Origin of the sequence: Longimicrobium terrae, from assembly GCF_014202995.1 — a bacterium.
Lineage (GTDB): Bacteria > Gemmatimonadota > Gemmatimonadetes > Longimicrobiales > Longimicrobiaceae > Longimicrobium > Longimicrobium terrae.
The window spans coordinates 98,153-121,022 of sequence record NZ_JACHIA010000001.1; the positions used below are offsets into that span (position 1 = coordinate 98,153).

22 protein-coding genes are annotated in these 22,870 nt (G+C 65.3%); 5 read left to right on the forward strand and 17 right to left on the reverse strand.

The window, feature by feature from the left end:
* Nucleotides 1-33 precede the first annotated feature (33 nt).
* Complete coding sequence (locus HNQ61_RS00395) at nucleotides 34-351, forward strand: hypothetical protein (RefSeq protein ID WP_170030577.1); 318 nt, start codon at nucleotides 34-36, stop codon at nucleotides 349-351.
* Between the two features lie 87 nt (nucleotides 352-438).
* Here HNQ61_RS00395 and porX read toward each other — a convergent pair whose 3' ends face one another.
* Nucleotides 439-1,998 (reverse strand): T9SS response regulator signal transducer PorX, encoded by a 1,560-nt coding sequence (gene porX / locus HNQ61_RS00400; RefSeq protein ID WP_170030579.1) that lies wholly within the window; start codon nucleotides 1,996-1,998, stop codon nucleotides 439-441.
* A gap of 460 nt (nucleotides 1,999-2,458) precedes the next feature.
* Here porX and HNQ61_RS00405 point away from each other — a divergent pair, with 460 nt between their 5' ends.
* Complete coding sequence (locus tag HNQ61_RS00405) at nucleotides 2,459-3,220, forward strand: lipopolysaccharide kinase InaA family protein (RefSeq protein WP_170030581.1); 762 nt, start codon at nucleotides 2,459-2,461, stop codon at nucleotides 3,218-3,220.
* 165 nt (nucleotides 3,221-3,385) lie between these two features.
* Here the strand turns inward: HNQ61_RS00405 and HNQ61_RS00410 are convergent, their stop codons facing one another.
* Together HNQ61_RS00410 and HNQ61_RS00415 are read right to left on the reverse strand one after the other, a co-directional pair.
* Nucleotides 3,386-4,264 carry a hypothetical protein gene (locus HNQ61_RS00410; RefSeq protein ID WP_170030583.1) on the reverse strand — a complete coding sequence of 293 codons (879 nt, stop codon included), beginning with the start codon at nucleotides 4,262-4,264 and terminating at the stop codon, nucleotides 3,386-3,388.
* A 308-nt stretch (nucleotides 4,265-4,572) separates the two neighbouring features.
* Nucleotides 4,573-4,812 (reverse strand): hypothetical protein, encoded by a 240-nt coding sequence (locus tag HNQ61_RS00415; RefSeq protein ID WP_170030585.1) that lies wholly within the window; start codon nucleotides 4,810-4,812, stop codon nucleotides 4,573-4,575.
* Nucleotides 4,813-5,013: 201 nt separating this feature from the next.
* Between HNQ61_RS00415 and HNQ61_RS00420 the strand changes: the two genes are divergently transcribed.
* Nucleotides 5,014-5,253 (forward strand): hypothetical protein, encoded by a 240-nt coding sequence (locus tag HNQ61_RS00420; RefSeq protein WP_170030587.1) that lies wholly within the window; start codon nucleotides 5,014-5,016, stop codon nucleotides 5,251-5,253.
* 133 nt (nucleotides 5,254-5,386) lie between these two features.
* A complete protein-coding gene (locus tag HNQ61_RS00425) occupies nucleotides 5,387-5,581 on the forward strand; it encodes a hypothetical protein (protein ID WP_170030589.1) in 195 nt (64 codons plus the stop codon).
* A 317-nt stretch (nucleotides 5,582-5,898) separates the two neighbouring features.
* Here the strand turns inward: HNQ61_RS00425 and HNQ61_RS00430 are convergent, their stop codons facing one another.
* From HNQ61_RS00430 to HNQ61_RS00445, 4 genes are all read right to left on the reverse strand, one after another.
* On the reverse strand, nucleotides 5,899-6,873 hold the full coding sequence (locus HNQ61_RS00430; RefSeq protein WP_338088053.1) for a DUF6174 domain-containing protein: 975 nt from the start codon (nucleotides 6,871-6,873) through the stop codon (nucleotides 5,899-5,901).
* Between the two features lie 53 nt (nucleotides 6,874-6,926).
* A complete protein-coding gene (locus tag HNQ61_RS00435) occupies nucleotides 6,927-7,196 on the reverse strand; it encodes a hypothetical protein (protein WP_170030593.1) in 270 nt (89 codons plus the stop codon).
* A gap of 271 nt (nucleotides 7,197-7,467) precedes the next feature.
* Nucleotides 7,468-7,677, reverse strand: coding sequence for a hypothetical protein (locus HNQ61_RS00440; RefSeq protein WP_170030595.1), 210 nt, complete (start codon nucleotides 7,675-7,677; stop codon nucleotides 7,468-7,470).
* Nucleotides 7,678-7,991: 314 nt separating this feature from the next.
* Nucleotides 7,992-9,305: a serine hydrolase domain-containing protein gene (locus HNQ61_RS00445; protein ID WP_338088054.1), complete on the reverse strand. Its 1,314-nt coding sequence runs from the start codon at nucleotides 9,303-9,305 to the stop codon at nucleotides 7,992-7,994.
* A 1,089-nt stretch (nucleotides 9,306-10,394) separates the two neighbouring features.
* On the opposite strand from HNQ61_RS00445, the gene HNQ61_RS00450 reads away from it, so the two are divergent.
* Nucleotides 10,395-10,562: a hypothetical protein gene (locus HNQ61_RS00450; RefSeq protein WP_170030599.1), complete on the forward strand. Its 168-nt coding sequence runs from the start codon at nucleotides 10,395-10,397 to the stop codon at nucleotides 10,560-10,562.
* Between the two features lie 91 nt (nucleotides 10,563-10,653).
* On the opposite strand, the gene HNQ61_RS00455 is transcribed toward HNQ61_RS00450, so the two are convergent.
* The 10 genes from HNQ61_RS00455 to HNQ61_RS00500 form a co-directional block, all read right to left on the reverse strand.
* A complete protein-coding gene (locus HNQ61_RS00455) occupies nucleotides 10,654-11,532 on the reverse strand; it encodes a hypothetical protein (protein WP_170030601.1) in 879 nt (292 codons plus the stop codon).
* A 1,474-nt stretch (nucleotides 11,533-13,006) separates the two neighbouring features.
* Entirely contained in the window at nucleotides 13,007-13,942 is a 936-nt protein-coding gene (locus HNQ61_RS00460) for an SWIM zinc finger family protein (RefSeq protein WP_183685470.1), read from the reverse strand.
* 13 nt (nucleotides 13,943-13,955) lie between these two features.
* Nucleotides 13,956-17,081, reverse strand: coding sequence for a DEAD/DEAH box helicase (locus tag HNQ61_RS00465; RefSeq protein ID WP_170030603.1), 3,126 nt, complete (start codon nucleotides 17,079-17,081; stop codon nucleotides 13,956-13,958).
* Nucleotides 17,082-17,427: 346 nt separating this feature from the next.
* Entirely contained in the window at nucleotides 17,428-18,951 is a 1,524-nt protein-coding gene (locus tag HNQ61_RS00470; RefSeq protein ID WP_170030605.1) for a metallophosphoesterase family protein, read from the reverse strand.
* Nucleotides 18,952-19,099: 148 nt separating this feature from the next.
* Nucleotides 19,100-19,669: a hypothetical protein gene (locus tag HNQ61_RS00475; protein WP_170030607.1), complete on the reverse strand. Its 570-nt coding sequence runs from the start codon at nucleotides 19,667-19,669 to the stop codon at nucleotides 19,100-19,102.
* A gap of 137 nt (nucleotides 19,670-19,806) precedes the next feature.
* Complete coding sequence (locus HNQ61_RS00480; protein ID WP_170030609.1) at nucleotides 19,807-20,127, reverse strand: antibiotic biosynthesis monooxygenase; 321 nt, start codon at nucleotides 20,125-20,127, stop codon at nucleotides 19,807-19,809.
* Between the two features lie 168 nt (nucleotides 20,128-20,295).
* A complete protein-coding gene (locus tag HNQ61_RS00485) occupies nucleotides 20,296-21,144 on the reverse strand; it encodes a YwqG family protein (protein ID WP_170030611.1) in 849 nt (282 codons plus the stop codon).
* A 106-nt stretch (nucleotides 21,145-21,250) separates the two neighbouring features.
* Entirely contained in the window at nucleotides 21,251-21,586 is a 336-nt protein-coding gene (locus tag HNQ61_RS00490) for a HEAT repeat domain-containing protein (protein ID WP_170030614.1), read from the reverse strand.
* A 66-nt stretch (nucleotides 21,587-21,652) separates the two neighbouring features.
* Nucleotides 21,653-21,988 (reverse strand): antibiotic biosynthesis monooxygenase family protein, encoded by a 336-nt coding sequence (locus HNQ61_RS00495; protein WP_170030616.1) that lies wholly within the window; start codon nucleotides 21,986-21,988, stop codon nucleotides 21,653-21,655.
* A 57-nt stretch (nucleotides 21,989-22,045) separates the two neighbouring features.
* Entirely contained in the window at nucleotides 22,046-22,864 is an 819-nt protein-coding gene (locus HNQ61_RS00500) for a hypothetical protein (RefSeq protein ID WP_170030618.1), read from the reverse strand.
* Nucleotides 22,865-22,870: the final 6 nt, after the last annotated feature.

Sequence of the window (22,870 nt, forward strand, 5' to 3'; positions counted from 1 at the left end):
CCGACGTTATTCATCCATTTATCCGGAGTCGTCATGCTGAACCTCAACTTCCGCTGTACTGCTTTCGCGCTGGTAGCCGCTGCCTTGATGATCTCAGCCGCCACGGCACAGGCCGCCGTGCCGAATCGGGATGTCGTCACGGCTGCCACCACGAAATGCCGAATTGTATTCTGGGCATCCATCGTTGGCGGGCTGACGTGGGACGAGGCGAAGCAGGTCGAGGATCAGTGCGAATGCGACGCAACCGACTGGTGCGGCAACGGAGCGGGCGGGGACTGGTTGCGGGCTGCGCCCACGCGCGCAGAGGCAACGACCCCGAAGCGCTTCGTGCCGGAACGCCGTCGAAACTAAGCCGACCCGTGCATGAACTCGCCGCCAACCTTCGGGCTTGGCGGCGAGTGTCGTTTGTGCCCTGAACGCCCGTCTGAAGCATCAGCTTCATCGGGGCGTCAGCAGTGCAACCGGCAGAATCATCTCCTCGGGGCTGATGCCGCCGTGCAGAAAGCTGCCGCGGTACCGCGCCTGGTACTGGCGCAGCTTGGTGGGATACACGAAGAACACGTCCTCGCGCGCGATGACGTAGTTGGTGGCCGCGCGCCCCGCGGGAAAGCGCAGCACCTTTTCGTCGTTGGTGCTGAAGGCGAGCGACGGGTCTTCCGCGCGCAGGTCGTCGCCGAACTTGTAGCGGAGGTTCGCCGTCGTGTCGCGCTTGGCGAACACCGTCGCGGGACGATGGCAGTGGATGCTGCCGTGGTCCGTCGTCAGCAGCACGGGGATGCCGCGCGCCATTGCCTCGCGGATGGCGGTAAACGCTTCGGACCGCTCGAACCACTGACGCGTTAGCGCGCGCAGCGCTTCCTTGTCGCGCGCCACTTCCAGCAGGACGGAGCTTTCCGTCCGGCCGTGCGTCAGCAGATCGACAAAGTTGAAGACGAGCGCGGTGACGCCGGGCTGCGACAGGTGGCTGGGCAGGCGCCGCAGCATCTGCTCGCCATCGCCCGCGTCAAAGATCTTTTCGTAGTGGATGGGCAGTTCGCGCCCCGCCACGCGCTGCACGTGCTCGCGGAACAGCTCGGCTTCGGTGGCGTTCAGGCTGCCTTCGCCCTCGAACCCCCACCAGCCGGGAAGCCGCTCCGCCAGCCCGTCGGGATACATCCCGCTGAAGATGGCGTTGCGCGAAAACGGCGTGGCGGTGGGGAGGATGGAGTAGTACAGCGCCTCTTCCACCTGCGCGATCGGCTCCAGCAGCGGCAGCAGCGAGCGCCACTGGTCCAGCCGCAGGCAGTCGATGATGATGAACAGCGCCTTCTGGTCTGGGCCCAGCAGCGGCGCCAGGTACTGCGGCACTACGTCCACGGAAAGCGGAGGACGGTCGGCCGCGCCGGAGGTCCAGTGTCCGTAATCCTCGCAGACGAACTGGCAGAACTCGCGGCGAAAGTCGTCCAGCAGCGTCTCCAGCGAGGCGAGCAGGCCGGTTTCGCCCGCGTCGCGCAGGCGCAGCTCCCAGTCGACCAGTTCCGAGTACGTCTCGCTCCATTGCCGCCAGCCGCGGACGGCGTTGCGGTCGCCCAGCATCTCGCGGAAGCGCTGGGTGAACTCGCGCGCCGTCACCTGCTGCTGCAGCTGCCCGCCCTCCAGCAGCCGCGTGACCACGCTGAGCACCTGGCGCGGCGACGTCGGCTTGACGAGGTAGTCCGCCACGCGCCGGCCGATGGCTTCCGTCATCGTCCGGTCTTCTTCGCTCTTGGTGATCATGACGACGGGGACACGCGGATCCAGGCGCCGGATCTCATCCAGCACCTCCATCCCCGTGCGCCCTGGCATCTGCTCATCCAGCAGCACCAGGTCGTAGCCGTTCAGGCGGACCAGTTCGATGGCGTCGTCGCCATTGGAGGCAGCGTCGACGTGGTACCCCCGCCCCTGCATGAACAGCAGGTGCGGGCGCAGCAGATCGATCTCGTCGTCTACCCAGAGCAGTCGTTTCGCGGCAGCGGCCATGCGGGAAACCTACGGTCAGACGGGGGTTCGGTCAAACCCCGCATCTGCCGCCAGAGCCGGACAAAAGCGTGGTTGTGGACGATGGATCGCGGCGTGGCGGATCGGGATGATGGACGCGGGATCGGCACGTGGCGCGAAGCGTCGTTCCGCGGATGGCGGGGCAACTGCCGTTTCACACGGAGGTCACGGAGGATGCACGGAGGTTACGGAGGAGGGAACAACATTTCTCACGCAGAGCAGCAGAGCAGCAGAGCAGCAGAGCAGCAGAGCAGCAGAGCAGCAGAGCAGCAGAGCAGCAGAGCAGCAGAGCAGCAGAGATGAGGTGGATGGATCAGGGGGATGAGTCCGGCGCGGGGCTCGTTCGGATAGCGGGGATGAACGGCACGGCGCCGAATGCGGATGGAAGCGCGGAGGGCGGCGGGGACTTGCTGCCACTCCCCTGCTACCGCACCTTGGCGGGATGAACTGGAGACACTACGCCGGCCGGCACGCCATGGCCGAATTCGTCGCGCTGGAGCACGAGGGCGCGCGCATGCTGGTGCGCGCCGGCTACGAGGATTCCGCGCGGCTTCTCGTGGAAAGCCGCAGCCTGCCCGCCACCGAAATGCTGCGCGGCGGCCGCGAGGCGCACGCCGTCGTGGTGCTGCCCACGGGGGAGCGGGCGGTGGTGCGGCGGTACCGGCGCGGCGGGTTGATGGCGCGCGTCAACCACACGCGCTACTTCGGCGGCAACCGCGCGTACGACGAACTGCGCGCCACCGAGCGGGCCCGTGCCGGCGGCGTGCGGACGGCGCGCATCATCGCCGCGGTGGAGAACCCGCGGACGGTGGGATACACGGCCATGCTGGCGAGCCTGCTGATCCCCGGCGCGGAGGACGCGGCGGCGTGGCTGGAGCCGGCGGATGGGGAGCGGCGCCCGGCCATGCTGCGCGAGGCGGGGCGGCAGCTGGCGCTGATGCACGCGGCCGGCGTGGCGCACCCGGACGTGAACCTGCGCAACCTGCTGGTGACGGAGGGCGAGGCGGGCGTGGAGGTGTGGATTCTGGACTTCGACAAGGCGGTGGTGCACGCCGGGCCCGTACCCGTCGCGCGCCGCGTGGCGGACCTGCGGCGCCTGGCCCGCTCCGCCCGCAAGCTGCGCGTGACCTTGGGCGAGGACGGCTGGTCCGCCCTCGAGGCCGGCTACGGCCCCGACTGGCCGCCCAACCTGCTGCTGACCTGAGTGGAGGCAATCTTCGGCGATTCCTCTGTCATGCGGTAAGGGGAGCAAGTAGGCATCCATTGACGGAGACTAAAACGCACCCGCCTGGCTCGATAAAGATCAACGGTTGGATCCCAACAAGGACACCGCGACATCTTTGCAGAGGTCAGAATCCCGGAGATTTCTTCACGCAGGCTCAACGATCCCGCCTCCCGTACCTGCCGAACTGGTCCGTGGGGCCCCAATTTCGGCCGAGGTGGATTCATGTATGTTAACGCTTGGTGCGGAGCTTTCGACCGGGCTCGCAGCAGGTTGGCTAAGCGGGATCGGCTCGTTGACATCGATGTCGAGATATGTTTTGATCAAATCCGGAATGCTGTTGAATGAATTCAGCTTTTCCACATCTTTCTTTTGTAAACGAGCAGCCTGTATCCTACCGCTGTGGAACACATCAGCGTCATGATTCTTCAGGCTCCCAGAAAGATAAAGCCCTTTTATCGCCGGATCATTTTGGAGCTCCAGTCGCATTACGCCGTTGTAGGTGAACTCCTTTAAGTCTGGAGTAGACCCGGTTATTGTCATTAGATACGGAATCCACAGATAGTCTCCAACTCCGATCCGCTTATTGGAGAACGTTCCACGCTGGTTGTTCTGATTTAAGTTCTTAGTTCCACCATACCAACATCTTCCACTGCACAGCCGTAGATCTTCCATGGTATGGACAATTTCAAACCTACCGAAAATCATCTTACCCATCCCCGTATCCTCGAACACGTAAACATAGTCGCCGTCCAGACTATCTGACCTGTGGATGATATTCCAAAATCTACGAGTCTTGAACAGACCAAGAAACGCTTTGAAAATCAAGGTAAAGATTGTAACAGACACGAACATCTTCACAGATACTGCTAATGAGGTATTATCTTCGAAGAATTTGTATAGTGACACGAGTTGGGAATAGCGATCATTCGGCCTGATGAACAGCTCCAGTCTCGAAATGACCAGTGATCCCAAAAAGCACACCCCGGCAAACCACAGGATCACCCTCAGATCTCGCTTGTCCATTGTGTTACAGAGTTCAGGTATAAAGGACCGAATACCCCTCCAACAACCGATCGAACGATTAAGCACCCGCGACCGGTGCGAGGTCACTTGCATTCCACAGAAAGGAGTTGAGCAGACCCGCAGAGCGCGCCAAGGCCAACTCTCTTTCAGATACTATTTATTTGGCAACCAGTCAAGCCCAAAGCATCTGAGGTATGCTGCTCTGGAGGCAGACCGAATACGCTCTCGTCAGCGCGAAGGAACGGAAGTCCTGCATGCATCGCGGCCCATCGATCAATGGGTGATCGTGGAGTCTTGCCCGGCGTTCGTCACGAGCGGCTACGATGCTGTTCTTCCAGATCTTCCGCGAGGGCTTGAAGTTCACCGCTGCGTTCCCGGGCGAGCTTCGCGACGGCCAACTCCCAGCCGGCAGGAGGGTTCCGGTAGGAACCGCTCTCGGGATCCATCCTGGCGCGCTCGATCGAGTTGACGGAGGAGCCACATGCGGCGGCGATCTCCGGTAGCGTAACGCGTGTGATCAGCCGGTCAGTCGCTGCCTTGAAATCCACCTCTTCGCCCCTGTCAGGAGTACGCTTGACAACCCGCCGCTTGTCAGGTATCCTACTGACAGCAGGGGTAATAAACAAGGCTGGCCGCTCCTCCCATCACGAAGTCGCGACCAGCCTCGAAAGCGAACCGACCCGAAAGCCTGCCCGCCTGCAAAGGATACCCCTGCCGGGCGGCGAGGGTCAAGAGCGTGGAGGTACAGCATGGAACAGCAGCACCCGCCGTCGCCCATGCGGCTTCTGGAGATCCTGAAGGACCGGTTCGGCGCGCTGGAGGCGGTCGCCAACTCCTCCATCAAGCTGGCGCGCTACGCACCGGAAGATGAGTTGGCGATGGACCTGCTCGTCGCGGAAGCGGTGCTGGAGTTCGGCAGCACGCTGCGAGAGGCGCGCGACGGGGCGATGCAGTGGGCGCAGGCGCGGGGTGTGGCGTCACCGGGTTGATCGAGAACAAAGAAGAGTGCCCGGCGCGGAGGATGGCGCCGGGTACTTTCAATGGTATGCCGCTCGAAATCACCGTTGTGACCGCCTGCCCTGCCGAGTACAAATGCTACTCACCCACCCGAAAGGAGGGCAGATGATTACACAGATCACGTTGCGCAAAAGCAGAAGCCGCCGTGAGCGTCAGCCAGTTGTATCAAAGGCCGTGCTGAACGGCGACGAAGGCAGCAATGAAGATGAGGAGCCAGATTCCGACCGCGTGGGCCCACGCGAGCACTTGGACAAGCGCAAAGAGGACGAGAGAGGGGCAGGTTTCGCGGTGAAGGATTGATCGAAGTGCGATTGATAGCGCGAAAAAGCAACCCGCCGTGAGGTCGACCACGACCGCATAACCGAGTCCCATGTCATACAGGCGACTGTTTGGAACAAAGGACAGGATAAGCGTTACGCACCACAGGCCGGAGATCAGTGACAGCAGAAGAAAGTGGAGCCGTGCGTCGCTCCTGGCGCGAGCCGATGCGTTCGATGGTGCCGTTTCCAGCATGGCAGAGTTATTGGCGGACGATGATGAGGCGCCGGTGCGTCGGCAGACGATACAAGGGTCAGGGGTCCGGGATAGACCCGCAAGACTTTCGTTCTCGCGGCTGTTCACTCACGCTGCCGCACTTCCTTGACATCCCGGATCGTGATGGTCTGCCAGCTGTCCGACAGCATTTCGAGCGTGTCGAAGCGGATATGCTCCGGATAGCCGAGACTTTGGTTGTAGCGGACCTCCACTCTGCGGCCTGTATCGCGGATTTCCGCCTCGATCCACGCGAAGATCCTTTCCATGCCGGCGAATTGGGCTGGCACCTCCATCGGTACACCGGGCCCGGAGTTCAGCACGATTATGCTATCCGCCTGCTCCTCCAGAACCCAGAGCGGGTTGACCCCAAAGCAGAAGCACTCGCTTCTCAGTGTGAACTGGTACGTCATCGGCCCCTCGAACATCCACGTATTGCGAGCTTCAGACAGTTCTTCCAACTGCTTCATCCGCTCCGCCAGAACGTATCCGATCGGTGGGAGGGCGACGTCGATGGAGGTGGCTCCGCCGGGAACCACATTCGCGAGAAGCTGCGCCTCCCCTGTTCCCATGCCTCTCGCCGTCAGGACGTACCCGCCCGGCTGAACCCGCTCGAATGAGAATCTGCCCGAACTGTCGGCCACCACGGCCGGGGCCGGATGGGGGATTTCTCCTTTGAGCGGAAGGAGAGCAACCCTCGCCAAAGGGACTGCGGCGCCCGTCTTCAGAGACGTTACCGTCCCCACGATTCGGCCCGCGAACTCTGTGGATGCAGGGATGCGTTCCTGAGCGAGTGCACTCCCCGCACTCGCGAGCAGGAGGAGCCCTGTCAAGCACGACCGCTTGAGATTCATGAGAAGGGAACTGGTGTGGATACGTTCCGGCGGAACGACACAAGGGTCAGGGGCGCGGGGGGTGGCACCGCCGGGGATTGCGCGGCAGCCGCAGAAGTTCTGCGGCTGCCGCTGTGCATCACCAAAGATGGCCAAGGGTACAGGGGTCAGAGGATGCGGGGCTGGGGCGCAGGACTCTCCTCGGCCCGAAAGCATGCAAACCTGCATCCCCTGCAGCCAATTGCCAGGCTGCGCCTCGAGGGTGCGGCGGCCGCCTCAACTCAGTCAGCTAGCTTCTCAGTGGGCGCACGCTCCTCCAAGCAAACGTACCCTACGCAGCTCTGAAAATCGCCGCACGTGGGCCAGGTAAAGACGCCGCCACCGCAGATCAGACTGGCCGGGGTCTCGCCGGACGGAATGCAGCCCTCGCTGCAATGAATGTGACGCGTTTCCTGCAGCCCTTTGACAGTCCCCCGGATGCCGCCGCCTGCGGACTGAGGAGTAAAGGAAGTCACTTGGAGCCGGTCGAGATCAAGCTTCAGCTTCTTCATCTCCGTACCCTTTGCCGAAAAGTCACATTCGTGTAGGGCATCTCAGCCCCGAGGTGAGTTCCACGCCCAACTGGAGGCATGACGGGGAGTTGATCAGAACTCGGCTCCGACGCAATACGCCCCTATTGAGCCGTACCGAGCAGATTCAGGCAGTATATTGTCTTCAATTCAAAAGGACAATGCTCCCCGGCTCGACACGCCAAGACAACCAAAGCCCATGACGCTATGCCAGGTCATGCATGAGCAGACGCGTCATTCGACAGATGGGCCGCTAGCAGCAGTTCTGCGTCGCGATGCAGGGCCGAATGCCAGATTGCATGCACGCCGAGGCACACTCGCTCAGCATCATGATGGCGGGGCAGGCGTCGCTCGGATAGGTACCGTCGCTCGCTGCCTTCACGGTTCCAACCGCGCCTCCTTCGCTGGCCACTTGGAATGATTGTACGTTCAGCGCTTCGAGATTGAGCAACAGCTTTCTCATCCTTTGCTCCTGCAACTGTTACGGTGGTTTCCAACAGCCCTGCCGCACAACCATACCTACAGATTTCGGCGCCAGGCGCAAGACACCCTCACCGAGTCGTCCCTCAACAAATGCTGGAGAGCGCAACCGCTCTGCTATTCATGGAGGCAATCCGTCAGGCTGGCGCGGCAACTGAGTTCGAACCAGGTGCATCACCCGCGCGCGATGTTGCACCGGCAGGATGCCACGGGCGGCTGCCGCGTTTGACTTGAGTTCGCGAGAGAGAGGCTTCAGAGAACCCCGCTCACCGCCTCTCGGCGCCGCTGCGCCTCATCTCATCGAAACGTCGAAAACAGGTCGTGCGTCGGAAACGCGGTGACGCTCGCGAGCGAATTCCACAGCGCAGTATCGAGTTCGCCGTCAAAGGTGCCCCCCGCCGTGCGCGCGTTGAACAGCGCGACGAACGAGAAATTGTGATACGAGCGCACGAGGATGGTCGTGGTGCCGGGCAGCGATCCCCCGTGCCACCAGTTCGCGTCGCCCTGGGTTGGGCGAATCAGCCATCCTCCCGCGTAATAGCAGGCGCCCGCGGCACATACGGGAGCGCCGTTGCTGGTCATCTGCGTGATGAATCCGGCGCTGAGGATGTCCGGGCGATTGGCGCGGCCGTCGACGCCGGACAGGAAGCGCAGGAGATCGACGGTTGACGACACCCAGCCGCCGTGTGAATCCATCGCTTCGACGTAGAATCCCCCGTAGTTGACGGGCACCATGCCCCCGCCCGGGAACACCGATGGCACCAGCGGCCCGGACAGGCCCAGGCCGGCTTCCCCCGGCAGATAGTACTTCACCTCATCCGCGAGCGCTTCGCTGATGCGCGTCCTGCCCACCCGCGTGCGGTTGGCGCCCACGGGCTGCAGCACGCGTGCGCGCACGTACTCCTCGTACGACATGCCGCTCAGACGCTCGATCACGCGGCCGAGAATGGCGTATCCGAAATTCGAGTACACGTGCTTCTCGCCGGGATTGAAGTCCAGCGGCATTCCCTTCATGTAGCGGATGACCGTTTCGGCGGATGCCGGCGCGGGCGCGTTCACGGCGGCCGCGGCGATCGCCGGCCGAAACATGGGATCGAACCCGCCATTCGGCTTGTCGCGATCCCAGCCCGCGGTGTGGTTGAGCAGATGACGGATGGTGATCTGCTCCCACCGCGGATCGACGGTCGCTCCCGGTGCGGGAGTGAGGTGCGCGATCAGGGGCGCGACGCGATCGTCGAGCCTGAGCTTGCCCTCTTCCACCAGCTTCATGATGGCCGCGCTGGTGACCGGCTTGGACACGCTGGCGATGCGGAAAAGCGCGTCGGGCTGCACCGGCGTCTTGTTCTCGACATCCGCGTACCCGAAGCCGCGCGCGTAGATCAGCTTGCCGTCGCGCAGCACGGCGACCGCGCCGCCGGGAATGGCGTGCTTCCGCATCAGATCGGCGATGTTCTTGTCGTACGATTCCATCCCCGGCACGGCGGCACCGCTGATCGGCATCTCCGCGGACGGTGTAACCGGAGCAGGAGAAAGAGGCGCCGGATCCCTGTTGCATGCAACGAGTGACGCAGCCATCACCAATCCAGCCATCAACGTTGTTGCGCGTTTCATTAACACTCTCTAGCGGTTGTGCGTGCGAAGTCGCGTGGGGGATAGCCGAACCCGGCACGATCGGGTTCGGAGCAGGGGGATCCGGCCAGGCAGTCGGCTGCTGTCTTCCGACCGGGGCCGTGAGGGAGCGCAGCCGCCTGGCTACGCAAGGTCAGGGTTGCGGGGGCGGCGCGCAAGATTTTTGTCGACAAAGGCCCCGACGACCCGATCCCGCGCAGCTTATTGCCAGGCGGGTGGCGGTGGAGCCTCATTCGCGCCTCCACCATGGGACCGTCATTCCCGTGCAACTCGGCACCGCGGCTCAAGTTCAGCTCAGCCGGCCGCCATGGCGGCATCTACCTCTCGGGGCATGGCTGTCGATGGAAATACTCGGGGATCGCTTCAGTGACGGCCCAGGTGAGCGCACTCGGCAAGCGCGCGTTGACAAGCCGCGGCGGGCGCTCCGGTGCGATGAGATAAGCCCCGAAGGGGAGAGAGTCGGCGCGCGAGAACCGGAGCGTGTCCGTGCGCCCGCGGGATTGCACGCGGACTACGGTATCCACGAGCATTACGATCGCGCTGTCTCTGCCAAGGCAGCTCTCCGCGTCCTGGAGCGCGAACCCCACGTGAGCCATGCCTTCGGAGTACCCGGGCTCCTCGGCTTCGGCGAATCCGCCGCTGGCGGAAAGTATGCAATGACGGTCGGCCGATCGACGGCGACGAGGGCCGTCGTATCCGCAACCGCCCTGCGGGCCGGGTCTGGATTGGCGGGGAGATCGGCCCGGGTGGCCCGCGACTCGGCCCCACCGCCGCACGCAGCAAAGCCGATTGCTATGACCGTCATTCCTGCGAGACGCATGACCACCTGCCGAGCTAGTGTGGGTGCCTGACGACGCAAGGGCCAGGGGTGCGGGGCGGGCGCGCAAGACTTTTCTTGACAGCCCTGATCGGAGGCGAGGGTCAAAAGCGCGGAGGTACAGCATGGAACAGCAGCATCCGCCGTCGCCCATGCGGCTTCTGGAGATCCTGAAGGACCGATTCGGCGCGCTGGAGGCGGTCGCCAACTCCTCGATCAAGCTCGCGCGCTAGGCACCAAAAGATGAGTTGGCGATGGACCTGCTCGTCGCGGAAGCTGTGCTGGAGTTCGGCAGCATGCTGCGGGAGGCGCGCGACGGGGCCATGCAGTGGGCGCAGGCGCGGAGCGTGGCACCGCTTGGATGGGGATCGCGCGGCAGCCGCAGAACCTCTGCGGCTACCACGATGCTTGCCAGCGCCTAACATAAAGCTTAGCTGCGGTGCCTGTCGGCGCACAGTTGCTCATGCCCAGCATCAACTGCAACGCGTGGGTGGGCGACAGAGGGACGACCCACTACTTAGAGAACCATGCGTAGGCGAAGCTAGCAAGGATCGAGACCACAAATCCCACAACCACCACCCAAACAACATTCGTCGTGCGGCTCTTGTTCCGATCATGGACCGCGACGAAGTCGCCCCAGTAGAACACCGGCTGATTCAGCCAGTTGCGAAAACGCGAGATCGGCCGAAGCTCGAGCGCCATTAGCATCAAGATCACCGGCATGAAGACGCAAAGTGCGAAGAAGGCACCGACATCAGGTGACCAGATGTTCTGCTGCTTCTGAATCAAGAACAGGATGTGACTCAGCTTTTCGCCGTCACTAAGTCGGGCAACCTGCGCTGCGGTCATACGAGTTGGGGCTAGCCAAGTACCGGCAAAGATCACCACTAGGCCCACGACGGCCACCGCGAACCCTATATCAATAAGCCTCGCAGGGAACCAACGGATTTGACGCGTCAGAGTTCGCCTGACTTGAGTATCCAGTTCGTCCGCGAAGAGGAAGCACCAGTCTCGCCCCTTCTCCACGATGGTAAAACGGACACGGGTTTCCCGTCCGAACAACGGGCTATCCTGCTCTCGCCCGAACGACACCTTTGCTGCAACTTCCCGGCTGTCACGCCCATGCAGATCTAGCTGGGCTTCGCCGGTCAGGAGACGAATCGTGATTTCACGAATCTCCTTGCCCGCAGCGTTGTCATCGTCGAGGACACCGCCGATGTCCTCAGTCTCGTAGAACGAATTGTCAGCTCGGTTGACTTGGAACTCCACCGTCGTGGTACGTTCGAGTCGCCTTCCAAACTCGTCGAAGACGCTCGCAATCTTTCGTAGCCGGGCTTCATCCAACAGGAAGCTCGCCTCGTAACTGCGAATAATTCCCGCTCGGCTCGTCATATCAGGAACAGTGGGGGTGATTATCGAGAATCAGGGCTGCTGAAAAATGGAACAGCACGGTTGGGGACCGATAGACTCAGGGTCGATAGCTCAACCTCGGTAGCCATACGTATGGATCGTCGGTCTCTCCTTGGGAGGCATCGAAGGATTGGGACGGGTTCGCTGTCATGTGTAGATCAGGTCAGGCTGCGACGATCACCAAAGCGAGAGGCGCCAAGCTTGCTATATATTGGAAGGAGTTCCGGGCAAAGCTACTCGGCATGGCGGTATGCCGAATACGCTCCGATGCATTTAACGGTCGAGTTCCTATTCGTCAAGCACCTGATGAGGCTCGCGCAGCGGCCCGATCCATATTCGTGATTCCACGGTGTGGCGCGGATGTTTAGGCAAGTGCCACAACAGCTCTATTCTCCGCGCAGTCAAAGAACGACGCCAGCACCGATGACGTAGGTGTGCGTGCTAAACCCAGCCCAGCAATGCCACGCCGCCGCCGACAACGACGTACAGCAAGCACACAATGATCAGACCAGCGATTGTGGCTCGGAAGCGGGAGATTTGTTCAGACCCGAGTTGAGTTAACTGGGCGATGGTGGTTGTGTCACGTCAGTTTAACCACAATTCAAGTGAAGCAATGGTTAAAAATTTATGGATGGTACTTTGCAGGGGTGAGCGGCCCGACGACTCCAAGGTCAGGGTTCGCGGCCGCCACTCTAGAACTTTATCCGCCGAAAGCATGCCTGGACTTAACATCGCTGCAGCCGGATGGAGGCGCCGAACAACAGGCCCCGCCCGAAGAACCAGAAAGGGGTTCCGATGGCAATTGCACCACCGGGAGCAGAACTGGTACCGCATTGGCTTGGCGCGCCCGGAACTCGGTCGTTCAACGACTCGCAAGTCGCGGCTCAGAAAAACAGTCTGCTAACTTCGCATACGGGAGCCAGGGAGAAGCTGAGCATCCAACAGTCATCGAGTTCGATTGGCAAACAGGAGAAGGTTCGTTATAATGAACGCGGACCACGGTGGCGTGGGTCCCGGTCTGCTGTTGTGACCGGCCTGGACTTCAGGCCGTCACGTAGGCCGCAGTACTACTATGGACCGTTTTGTTGAACAGGTCCTTCCGTTCGTCGTTGTTGTACTTTCGGAGCCGATATACCGAACTTGGTTGACTTGGCTTCTCCAAGATCTGCTCGGCCGAAAGAGGCGCTCGAATTGAGAAGGTCCGCCACGCCGTTGAAGGATTTACGCGCGTGGTTGGATATTTGAGGGTTCTAGCTATGGCGGTCGGGTCACCCGTCGAGAACCTATCGGTCCGGTAGAGGCATGCGTGCGCGTCCACCACTCCGGCGGCTTCGGTCCTCACCGAGCCGCCGGTTTCTTTCGCCGTTGTCCATTGTGTCGCAATAACCCCGACGCCTGTATCCAACACTGCGTGTGGTTGTAAGGCTCGTCCGAGCGCGCCTTTCTGACAGAGGGGTCAGGGGTCAGCGGCCTCGCCGAAGGCGCGGGTCTCGGCGGCGGCGGTGAAGAGGCGGTAGGCGGTGGTGAGCGCGTCCGCGACGGCGCTGCCGCCGGCGGCGTCGGGGAGCGGGCCGAGCTGCCGGATCACGGCGTCCGGCACCGCGGGGGCCGCAGGCGCGTAGCGGAAGCCGAAGAGCTCCGGCCCCGCCGTCCAGAAGCCGCCCGTGCGCGGAGCCTCTGCCGCGGGATCCGGCAGTGCGCTGGCCGCAGCCTCCGCCGCCGACGCGTCCGCGGGTCCCCCAGTGCCCTCGGCGGACTTGGCGTTCGCTGCTGCCGCGGCGTCCTCGGCGGCGATGGCGGCGGCGCGCAGTTCCCGCAGGTGCTCCAGCAGGGTCTCGCGCGGACGGCCGCGCCACGCCAGCACCAGAAAAGGATCGGCGTCGAACGCTTCGGCCAGGATGTAGTAGACGGCCGCGATGTGCTTGCACGGGTTCGCCGCGTCCGGGCACGAGCACTCGCTCTCGAGTTCGTCGGGCGACCCGGGAAACAGGTGCAGCCCCGCCGCGGCGAACGCCTGCTCCACGTCGCGCGGCATCTCCCCCGCCAGCAGCGCCGCCAGAAACAGCGCCTGCGACGCCAGCTCGCCCTCGGCCCGCGCCCACTCCGCGTCCGTAAACGGCACGAGGGTGATGCGCACGGCGTACGGGCGGGAACTCGTTCCCTGGACGGAGGCCGTCACCACCCCGGGCTTCACGACGGGGCGCATCACCTGCCCGCTGCGCGCGTAGCTGCGGCCGCGCCCCAGGCGCGAGGTGTCGGCCACCTGGTCCAGCGCATCCAGAAACCGCCGCGCCCACCAGCTCTCGCCAATCGGCCCCTGCTGGCTGCGCGCGCGAACGCCGTCGGGCGCGGGGCGCCGCGGACCCGTGTCGTAGTTCCACCAGTCGCTCATCGCACGTCCTCCATCATCCGCGCGCCTCGTCGCCCAGCGCCACCACGCGCCGCAGCTCGGCGGTGGACAGCTCGGTGAGCCACGCCTCGCCCGCGCCCAGCACGCTGGCGGCGAGCTTCTTCTTGTCCTCGATCATCTCATCGATCCGCTCCTCCAGCGTGCCGGCGCACACCAGCTTGCGCACCTGCACATCGCGCCGCTGGCCGATACGGAATGCGCGGTCGGTGGCCTGATCTTCCACGGCGGGGTTCCACCATCGATCAAAGTGGATGACGTGATTGGCCGCGGTCAGGTTGAGCCCCGTTCCGCCGGCCTTGAGCGAGAGCAGGAGCACGGGCGGTCCGTCGCCCGCCTGGAAGCGCGCCACCATGCTGTCGCGCGCGGCCCGCGTCGTCCCGCCGTGCAGAAACGGCACCTCGCGGGCGAAGCGCTCCTCCAGCCGCTGGCGCAGCAGCTTTCCCATCTCCGCGAACTGGGTGAAGACGAGCGCGCGGTCGCCCAGGGCCAGCACCTCGGCCACGATCTCCTCCAGCCGCTCCAGCTTGCCGGAGCGGCCCGCCAGCGCGGAGCGGTCGCCCAGCAGGTGCGCGGGATGGTTGCACACCTGTTTCAGGCGCAGCAGCGTGGCCAGCACCAGGCCCCGCCGCTCGATCCCCTCGCTCTGCTCCACGCGCTGCATCATCTCATCCACCGTCGCCTGATACAGCGATGCCTGCTCGCGGGTGAGGGTGCAGAACACCTTCATCTCGTGCTTGGCGGGGAGGTCGCGGATGATGCTCTGGTCCGTCTTGAGCCGCCGCAGCACGAACGGCCGCGTGAGGCGCTGAAGCTGCGCCGCGCGGTCGGTGTCGCGGTGCTTTTCGATGGGCGTGGCGAAGCGGCGGCGAAAGTCGGCCGCGTTGCCCAGCAGGCCGGGGTTGAGGAAATCGAGGATGGACCACAGCTCCGCCAGCCGGTTCTCCACCGGCGTGCCGGTGAGCGCGATGCGGCGCGGCGCGCGGAAGGTGCGCACGGCCTGCGCCTGCCGCGCGGCGGAGTTCTTTACGTTCTGCGCCTCATCCAGCACCACGCGTCCCCATCCCACCGCCGCCAGCGCTTCCTGATCGCGCGCGGCCAGCGCATAGGTCGTCAGCACGAGGTCGCTGGCGAGCGCGGTGGCCTGCAGCGCGTCCGCGTCCGAGCGGCCCGCGCCGTGGTGCACGTGCACCCGCAGCCCGGGGGCAAAGCGCGCCGCCTCGCGGTGCCAGTTGGCCAGCAGCGACATGGGGCAGACGAGCAGCGTCGGTGCGGTGGCGGCATCCGGGTCGCCGCGCTCGGCGAGCAGCAGCGCCAGGAGCTGCACCGTCTTGCCCAGACCCATGTCGTCGGCCAGGCAGGCGCCCAGGCCCAGGCCGTCCAGAAACGACATCCACGACAGCCCGCGGCGCTGGTAGGGACGCAGCTCGCCCACGAAGCCGGCGGGCTCGGCGACGTCCTCCACCTTGGCGTCTCCATCCGCCGACAGCAGCTCGCCCAGCCAGCCCTCCGCCTCCACGCTCTCCAGCGGCAGCTCGTCCGGCGCGTCGGCGCCCATGGCCAGGCGCAGCACCTCCGCCGCGGTCATGGTGCCGCCCCGGCCGCGGTCGAACATCCGCAGCGCGGCCTCCACCTCGCCCGGCTTGAGCTCCACCCACGCGCCGCGCACACGGACCAGCGGCACCTTCATCGCCGCCAGCGCCCGGAACTCGTCCGCGGAAAGCGTTTCGCCGCCCAGCGACACCTGCCAGTCGTAGGCGCAGAGCGTGTCCATCCCCACCCGCCGCTCCCCCGCGCTCCCGGCGGAAGGCGTGGCCTTGAGCTTTACGCCGAGGCGCGCGGCGGGACGCGTCCACCATCCCGGCACCAGCACCCCGAAGCCCGCCTGCGAGAGCGCCGGCACCGCCTCGCGCAGAAACCGATACGCGCCCTCCGCGTCCATTTCCATCCCGCTCGGCCGCGGGCTGCGCAGCACCGGCGCCAGATCGGGCACCAGCCGCAGGGCGCGCCCCAGATCGCCCAGCAGCTGTTCCTGCGGATCATCCAGCACGCGGCGGAAGACGGTAAGCGGACCCTGCGTGCGCCACACCTGCGCGGCCGGCACCAGCAGGCTCGGATCATCCACCGCCTGTAGAAGCACCTCCAGTCGCCAGCCGCCCTCCGCCGCGACGATCGCGTCCGCGGCGGGATCACCGGACTCCTCGACGGTGATGGGCGCGATGGACTCATCCAGTTCCTCCGCATCGCCCGGGGGCGAGAGGCGGAAGCAGGTGCGCAGCCCCGCCGTGGGCCGGGTGAGGGCTCGCGTCCAGGTGTGGAGCCCGCGCTGCACCTCGTCCGCTCCGGAATCGCGGAACCCCGCGCCGCCCGTGGGCAGCAGTTCCACCACCCAGGCCTCGCCCGGCGTGCGGCGGCCCCGGCGGGCGGGAAGCACGGCCTTGCGGGTCAGCGGCCCGCGAGCGAGGGCGTCGACCAGAGCGGCCAGCGCCATGTCGGCCACGTCGGGCACGGGGAGCCGGGGCTCCTCGGCCGCGGCAGCGCAGGCGGCGGGCAATGCGCGGCGCAGGGCGGCGGCGTGATCCGCATCTTCCTGCGCGGTAAAGACGGGGCGCCACGCGGCGATCCACGCATCACCGGAACGCTCCAGCACCGGCATCACCCGGCCGCGCGCCACCAGATCGAGCGCCATCTGCGCCGCCTCCGCTAGCGCGCGCAGCGTGTCGCCGACCGTCACGCCCTGCGGCGGCTCACCGAGGGAGAGGAGGAAGTTCACCGCGTCCTGCCGCTCGAACGCGAGCACCGGCACCGTCCACAGCCCATTCGACGCTGGCTGATCGGTGGGATGCAGATCGGGGAACGCCTCGACAAGCTGCGGCGATGCCTGGGGAGCGCGTGCGTGGGAGGGAAGGAGCAGCGTGGCGGTGGGGGCAAAAACGTGCCGGTGCACCTGTCCCAGCGCCCCGGCGGCTTCGCGGAGCGCGCGAGCGTCGGCCGCGAACGGGTGCAGGCGCGGCCTGGCCGCCCCTTCCGCGGGCGTCCGGGCGCGCGCGGAGGGCCGCTTGGCGCTGCTTTCGGCCCACACGCGGAGCCCGTGAACCGACCAGAAGGCGTGTACGACGATCAAGGCGCGCAGGGCTCACGGGGTCGGGCGCCGCCGCGCATCAGGCGGCGGCGGATCAACCGTCCAAGCTAGCCGCCCCAGGCGTGGGGTGGAAGTGCCCGGAATGCACGGTTCGGCGATTCATACGGATCCACAAAGATCCGTACCCCGCGTTTTTCTGCAGCGGTGCTGGAGTTCGGCAGCAATCCGCGAGAAGCGTGGGACGAGAAGTGCCCGACGCGGAGAGTTGCGTCGGGCACTTCCGTTTCACCCTGCTCGGATCTGTCGACCGCGACACGCACGACCGCGAGACCGGCCGCTCGCCATGGCGGAGGAGTAGATCGCTGGCGTTTGGCAACGATCAGCGCGATCAGTTTCCGCCGGGCTGGTTGACGACGCCGCCCGTCCCCGCCGGGATCGTCTCCGCCCACAGCACCTGCGATGTGGCATTCTCTACGTTCCCGTCGAACCGCACCTGATAGTAGGTGGCGGTCGCCGGCCCGCCATCCGCCAGGTCCAGCGTCATGTAGCCGCTGGACCACACCTCGTCATCTGCCTGCGACTGCACAAAGTTGCTGGGGAACGGGATTCCGCTCGGTGATTCCGTGGCATGCAGCGTCGCGACGTTACTGTCGGGATTCGGAGTGTAGCTCTCGCCGGTGAACATCGGGAATGCACCGTTTCCGATGCACCGACCCAGAATGGGCAGCGGCGGCACGGATTTCTGGTCGGGCGAGCCGGGGACCTCGTACACCTCAAGCACGTGCTCGTGGCCCCAGAACCACGCCGCGATGTTCGGCGTAACCTGCTGCCACGACTGCAGGGTGTCTTCCAGAATCGGATTGCGCCATGCGTTCTTGTTGATCGCCTCGAAGCGCGAGAACAGCTGGTGGTGCGAAAACAGGATGACCGTCCGCGTGCCCGCGCTCGAGAGCTGCTGCGCGTGCCATGCGGCCTCGTGCTCCCGCAGGCGCGTCATGTCGGTATTCACGTCGAGCAGGTCGCTGTCGTGGTATCCCGTGTCCATTCCTTCCAGCTGCCACCACGCATTGGTGAGCGCCCAGAAGCTGTTGGCCTGCACCGCCGCGTCCCGGACTCCCTCGTTCAGCTTCGGGAGCACACCGTAGAACCCGTCGCCCCCGCTGTAGTAGTCGTGGTTGCCGGGAAGCACGTACACGGGGACGTTGTGCCTCTCGCGGGCACGCCGGAGCGGCTCCAGCAGATGGCTGTTCTGCTCCGCGGCCGTGCCGGAGTAGTAGACGTCGCCCACGTGGATGATGATGTCCGGCGAGTGCGTCATCAGCTGGTCAAGGACGGCGAACGCGTCGTCTTCGCCGGTGCCCCAGTCTCCCAGCACCCCCACGCGCAGCCTGCCGTGGGTGGAGGGAGGCAGGGCGAAGGGCGCCGGAGTGGCGTAGGGCGCCTGCTCCTCGCCCGCGGCGTTCAGCGGCGGCATGTACCTGGGCGGCTTCTGCATCTCGTGGTAGCGGATCCACTCGTCCAGCGCGGTCGCCCAGCCCTCCAGATCGCATGCATTGTCGATCCATTCGCCGCGGATCTCGTTCATCTTGTCGCGGTCGTCCAGCACCCACGCCAGCGCGTAGTGCACGCCCAGATCAATGCACCGCTCCACCGTGCCCACGATGTGTCCAAGAGTGCTTTCCACCCCGGTCTGGGCCGCGCGAAACGCGGTATACGCCACCACGGCGACGCGCGCCTCGGTCATGTGGCCCCGGCTCACCTGGTCGAGCACGTGATTGGCCGCCCGCATCAGCGGGTGCCCGGCTTTCAGACCGGCCGCACTCGGCGAGTGGCGGGCGATCAGCTCGCGGATCATGGACTGGGCGACCGAGAGCCGTGCGTCGTGGAAGTTGGGAGTGCGGACGCGGGCCATGCTGACCTCCGAACGGATGATGAATCAAGTGCTGCCGGATGAACTTCATCATCATGAACGACAACGCATGAGAATACAAGGAGATTGTGTCCGGAAGTACACAGTCTTCCGGCAAGCGGAAAGGATGATTACGCCGCCATCGAACACGTCAGAGTCGTTCGGACTCCGAACCAGGCGCGCTTCCCGGCCGCCGCTGCTCTGCGGGCGAGACCGGCGCACGCGCGCTCCAGTGCCACGCGCGCAGCATCGCGAACGCAAACAGCGCCGCGCCCGCGAAGCGGACCCAGCCCGCGACCGCCTGATCGTGCTCGAGGAGATCCAGGCGTCCGAGGATGTACGCCCAGTCGTGCTCACCGCCGCCCACGAGCGGCAGCACCTGCGCGCGCGCATCGCCGATGTATACCGAGATGTTCCACAGGTTCTGCGCCACCCACGCCAGCACGATCGCGGCGGCGAAGTAATCCTTTCGTCGATGGAACGAGACGACGAAGCAGAGCGGCATGATGAGTTGCAGCAGCGTGCCGCCCAGCGCCGCCATGAACTCGCCGAAAGGCGCAAACACCAGGTGCCCCGTCTCGTGAACCGGCAGGTTCACGAAGTCGAGAAGGCGGAACGTCTCTGGCGAGCGGAGGCAGAGGATGCCGTAGAGGGTGATCCCGAGAACTGCGGCTTGCCGCAAGCGCACGCGCTGCTGCTGTGAAAGCGAGAGATTCTGCACGGGATTGAGATCGGGGCGGTGATGCGCCGACCGGCGCGACAGGAGGCCGCGAGCCGCCGGCGATCCGGCTCCGCTGGTCAGGAGAGATGCGCGCCGGGATCAGATGCGATGATCGTCAGCCGTCGGCACGCGGCGCATCACTGCGGTGGGGTATTCCCGGGCTCCACGACCGTGTAGTGCGTGACGGATGGCTCGCGCTCCAGCAGATACTCGTCGTCCTCGGGATAGTACCGGGCGCGCTCGTAGTCGGGGCCGGCGAAGGCGCGGATCGCATCGACCGAGTCCCAGAACGTCAGCGTCGTGAAGTGCGTGACGTCGCCCTCATCGCGGCGGAGGAGGTACACGCCGCGGTTGCCCGCGACGGCCTGGTAGTCGGCCAGCCCCGTCTGCCTCAGGTACGCCTCGTAGGCGGCCGCCCTGCTCAGCGGCACGCGTCCGTGCCAGGTGCGCGCGATCATGAGATCAGGGATATGGTGGATTTGATCATCGGCGTGCGCCAACTCTTCCTTTACCGCGGCGACGCCTGCGCCAGCGTGGGTCAGCATGCACCAGTTTCGCCGGTTCGGTATGACATTCACTATGTACGCAGGGGGCCGGGGAGAAGCCCTCCCGGCCGCCTGCGCGCATCACGAGCACTGGAGGATGGCCCACACGCGATCAAAGCGGCGCTCCGCCAGGTCCGCCTCCCGGATCCAGTAGTACAGCATCCCGCCATCGCCCCACTCCATCTCCGCGTCGCCATCCGAGTCGAACTGCGCAAGGAGGCGCCACTCGCGCGCGCCCGGCTCCAGCTCGCCGCGCCGTGGATCCGCGTATCCTTCAGGCCCCCCGCAGTAGATTCCCGCGGTGACGAGCTGACACTCCAGCTGCATCTCGCCCTGGACCGGGATCGGGTGCCCGAGCAGCTGGTGGCGCGGTCTGCCGCCCTCGCCCGCATCCCACTCCTCCCAGAACTCGAAGTAGGCGTCGCCCTCCTCGCTCGACATTCCAATCTCCCGAACCACCGGCGCGCTCGACCGCGGCCACGAAACACCCGGCCATTCTTCCAGCGGAGCCGGGAGGAACCTGCCGTGCCGGGGCAGCGCCTGCGGCGGTTCCATGGGACGAAGGCCGGCCACCTGGGGGAACCAGTAGACGCGAGCGGCTCCCCGGTCCTCGGGATCGAAGCCCCAGGCCGCCTGCTTCGGCTCGTAGAAGAACGAGAGTACGCCCTCCTCCGGCAGCACGCCCGGAACCATCCGGCTCGCCCCGGCAAGGTCCATCTGGCCGACAAACGCCAGGGGAACGCCGCGCCACACGGGCCAGTCAAAATCCGCGGGGACGTCAGGAAGGCCGCCCGTGCGGGACCCGCCGATGATTGCGGCGGCCTCACTGGCATTGAACCGCACGCACGGCAGCGCGAGCGGCGTGAGCGCGTCGGCGCGGGCAGCCAGCCCGGCCTCGATCAGCGGCAGCGCAAGAGAATTCACGGCCATGTGATTGGTTTGATGTGAAAGGTCGATTTACAGACCGGGGCCGCGTACGTGGACGAGCGCAGGCACGGCGGCTTGGGATGGGCGAGAGCCGGACGACGGGTGCCCGTTACGAATCCAGCCGCCGCGATGCTTCTGGATGCTGTATACGGCACGCGGCCGCGGCCCGAACTCCAGCCGCATCTCCGAGTTTGTGGAGAGCGAACACTGCCCAGAGCCGGGTATCAGAGCAGGAGAGTTCCTCGATCAGGTACGGGACCACGGAAGCATCGCCCATCTCGCCCAGCAACTCGGCGAACTTCCCTCGAGTGTAGAGATCCGCGGCCGAGCGCATTTCGGCGATAAGCCGGGGAATGACTTCGGAGCCGGACGGACGCTCGCCGTGATAGGTATCCTCGAACACCATCGCATCCCGGCTGCGGATGCGCGCGATCCAATCATCCAAGATCAAAGCGAACTTTCACGAGCGGCAACGCGGGGTCACGACGGCGGCAGGTCGTTCGAGGGAACTTCAGTTGGCGGGAAGCGCCGTGAAAACCGAAGCCGAGGGCTCCACGACCGTGTAGTGCGTGACGAACGGCTCGCGTTCCAGTAGATACTCGTCGTCCTCGGGATAGTAGCGCGCCCTCTCGTAGTCGGGGCCGGCGAACGCCCGGATCGCATCCAACGAATCCCAGAACGTCAGCGTCGTGAAGTGCGTGACGTCGCCCTCGTCGCGGCGCAGCAGGTACACGCCGCGGTTGCCATCCACGCGCTGGTAGTCGGCCAGCCCCGTCTCCCGCAGGTACGCCTCGTAGTCGGCCGCCTTGCTCAGCGGCACGCGTCCGTGCCAGGTGCGCGCGATCATGACGTCCGTTGAATGTGTGTGGCCCGCGCGATCCGCGCGACGGTCCGGCGACGCACGTCATCGCCAGTCCGGGGGCGGTTCGCAACGGCTGTAATCCTGCCCCTCGATGAAGATCCTCTCTACGAAGACGGTCCCGGGCCGGCAGGGCCGATGCGACAGCGCACGCCCCACGATCCGCATGTGGTACTCGGAGGGGTTATCTGGCACCATGGCCTTCAGATGGCGGCGCGACCACGTGGAATTCGCGATCGCCAACGCCTGGATGCCTGCCTCACGCGCACGCGGCGCGTTCATGTTGCCCGCGTGACGAAGGACGGTCCGGCGGGCAGCGTGCGACTCCCACAGGTACGGCGCGAGCGCAATCGTCGCCCAGTAGGCTGCGTTGTAGTCCTTTTCCCCCAGCGCTGGCGTCTCGTCCGACGCGATCCGGAGCAGGAGCGGAAAGTACCGGCGATGCCCGCTGTATCCCAGAAACGATACGGCCGCCGCCCGCGCCAGTTCGTCCCGTCCGCCTTGTCCGCGCGCAACCGCTTCGTAGAACGGCAGGGAGGCGGGATCGTCACGCAGGCGCCGCCGCACCAGGTTCGGCAAGCCCGTGCCGGAGCATCCGTGGGCCACGGACGCTTCGAGCCAGACTTGTGGGATCGCCACGCGACGGTTGCCGGCCCACACCGTATCCGCGCGAGGCGGGCAGTGGTTGATGCTGTCGGAAACGGCTTGCAGGCTGTCAGAGCGCCGATACAGGCCGGCATACCGCTGCATGTCGGAGGGCGAGCGGACCGTGTCCCGCAGCGAATACTGGAAGCGCGGCGGTCCACACGCGGCCAGCAGAAGCACGAAACCGGCTGCCTGCAGAATTCGGCTGATCACGATCATGTCGGC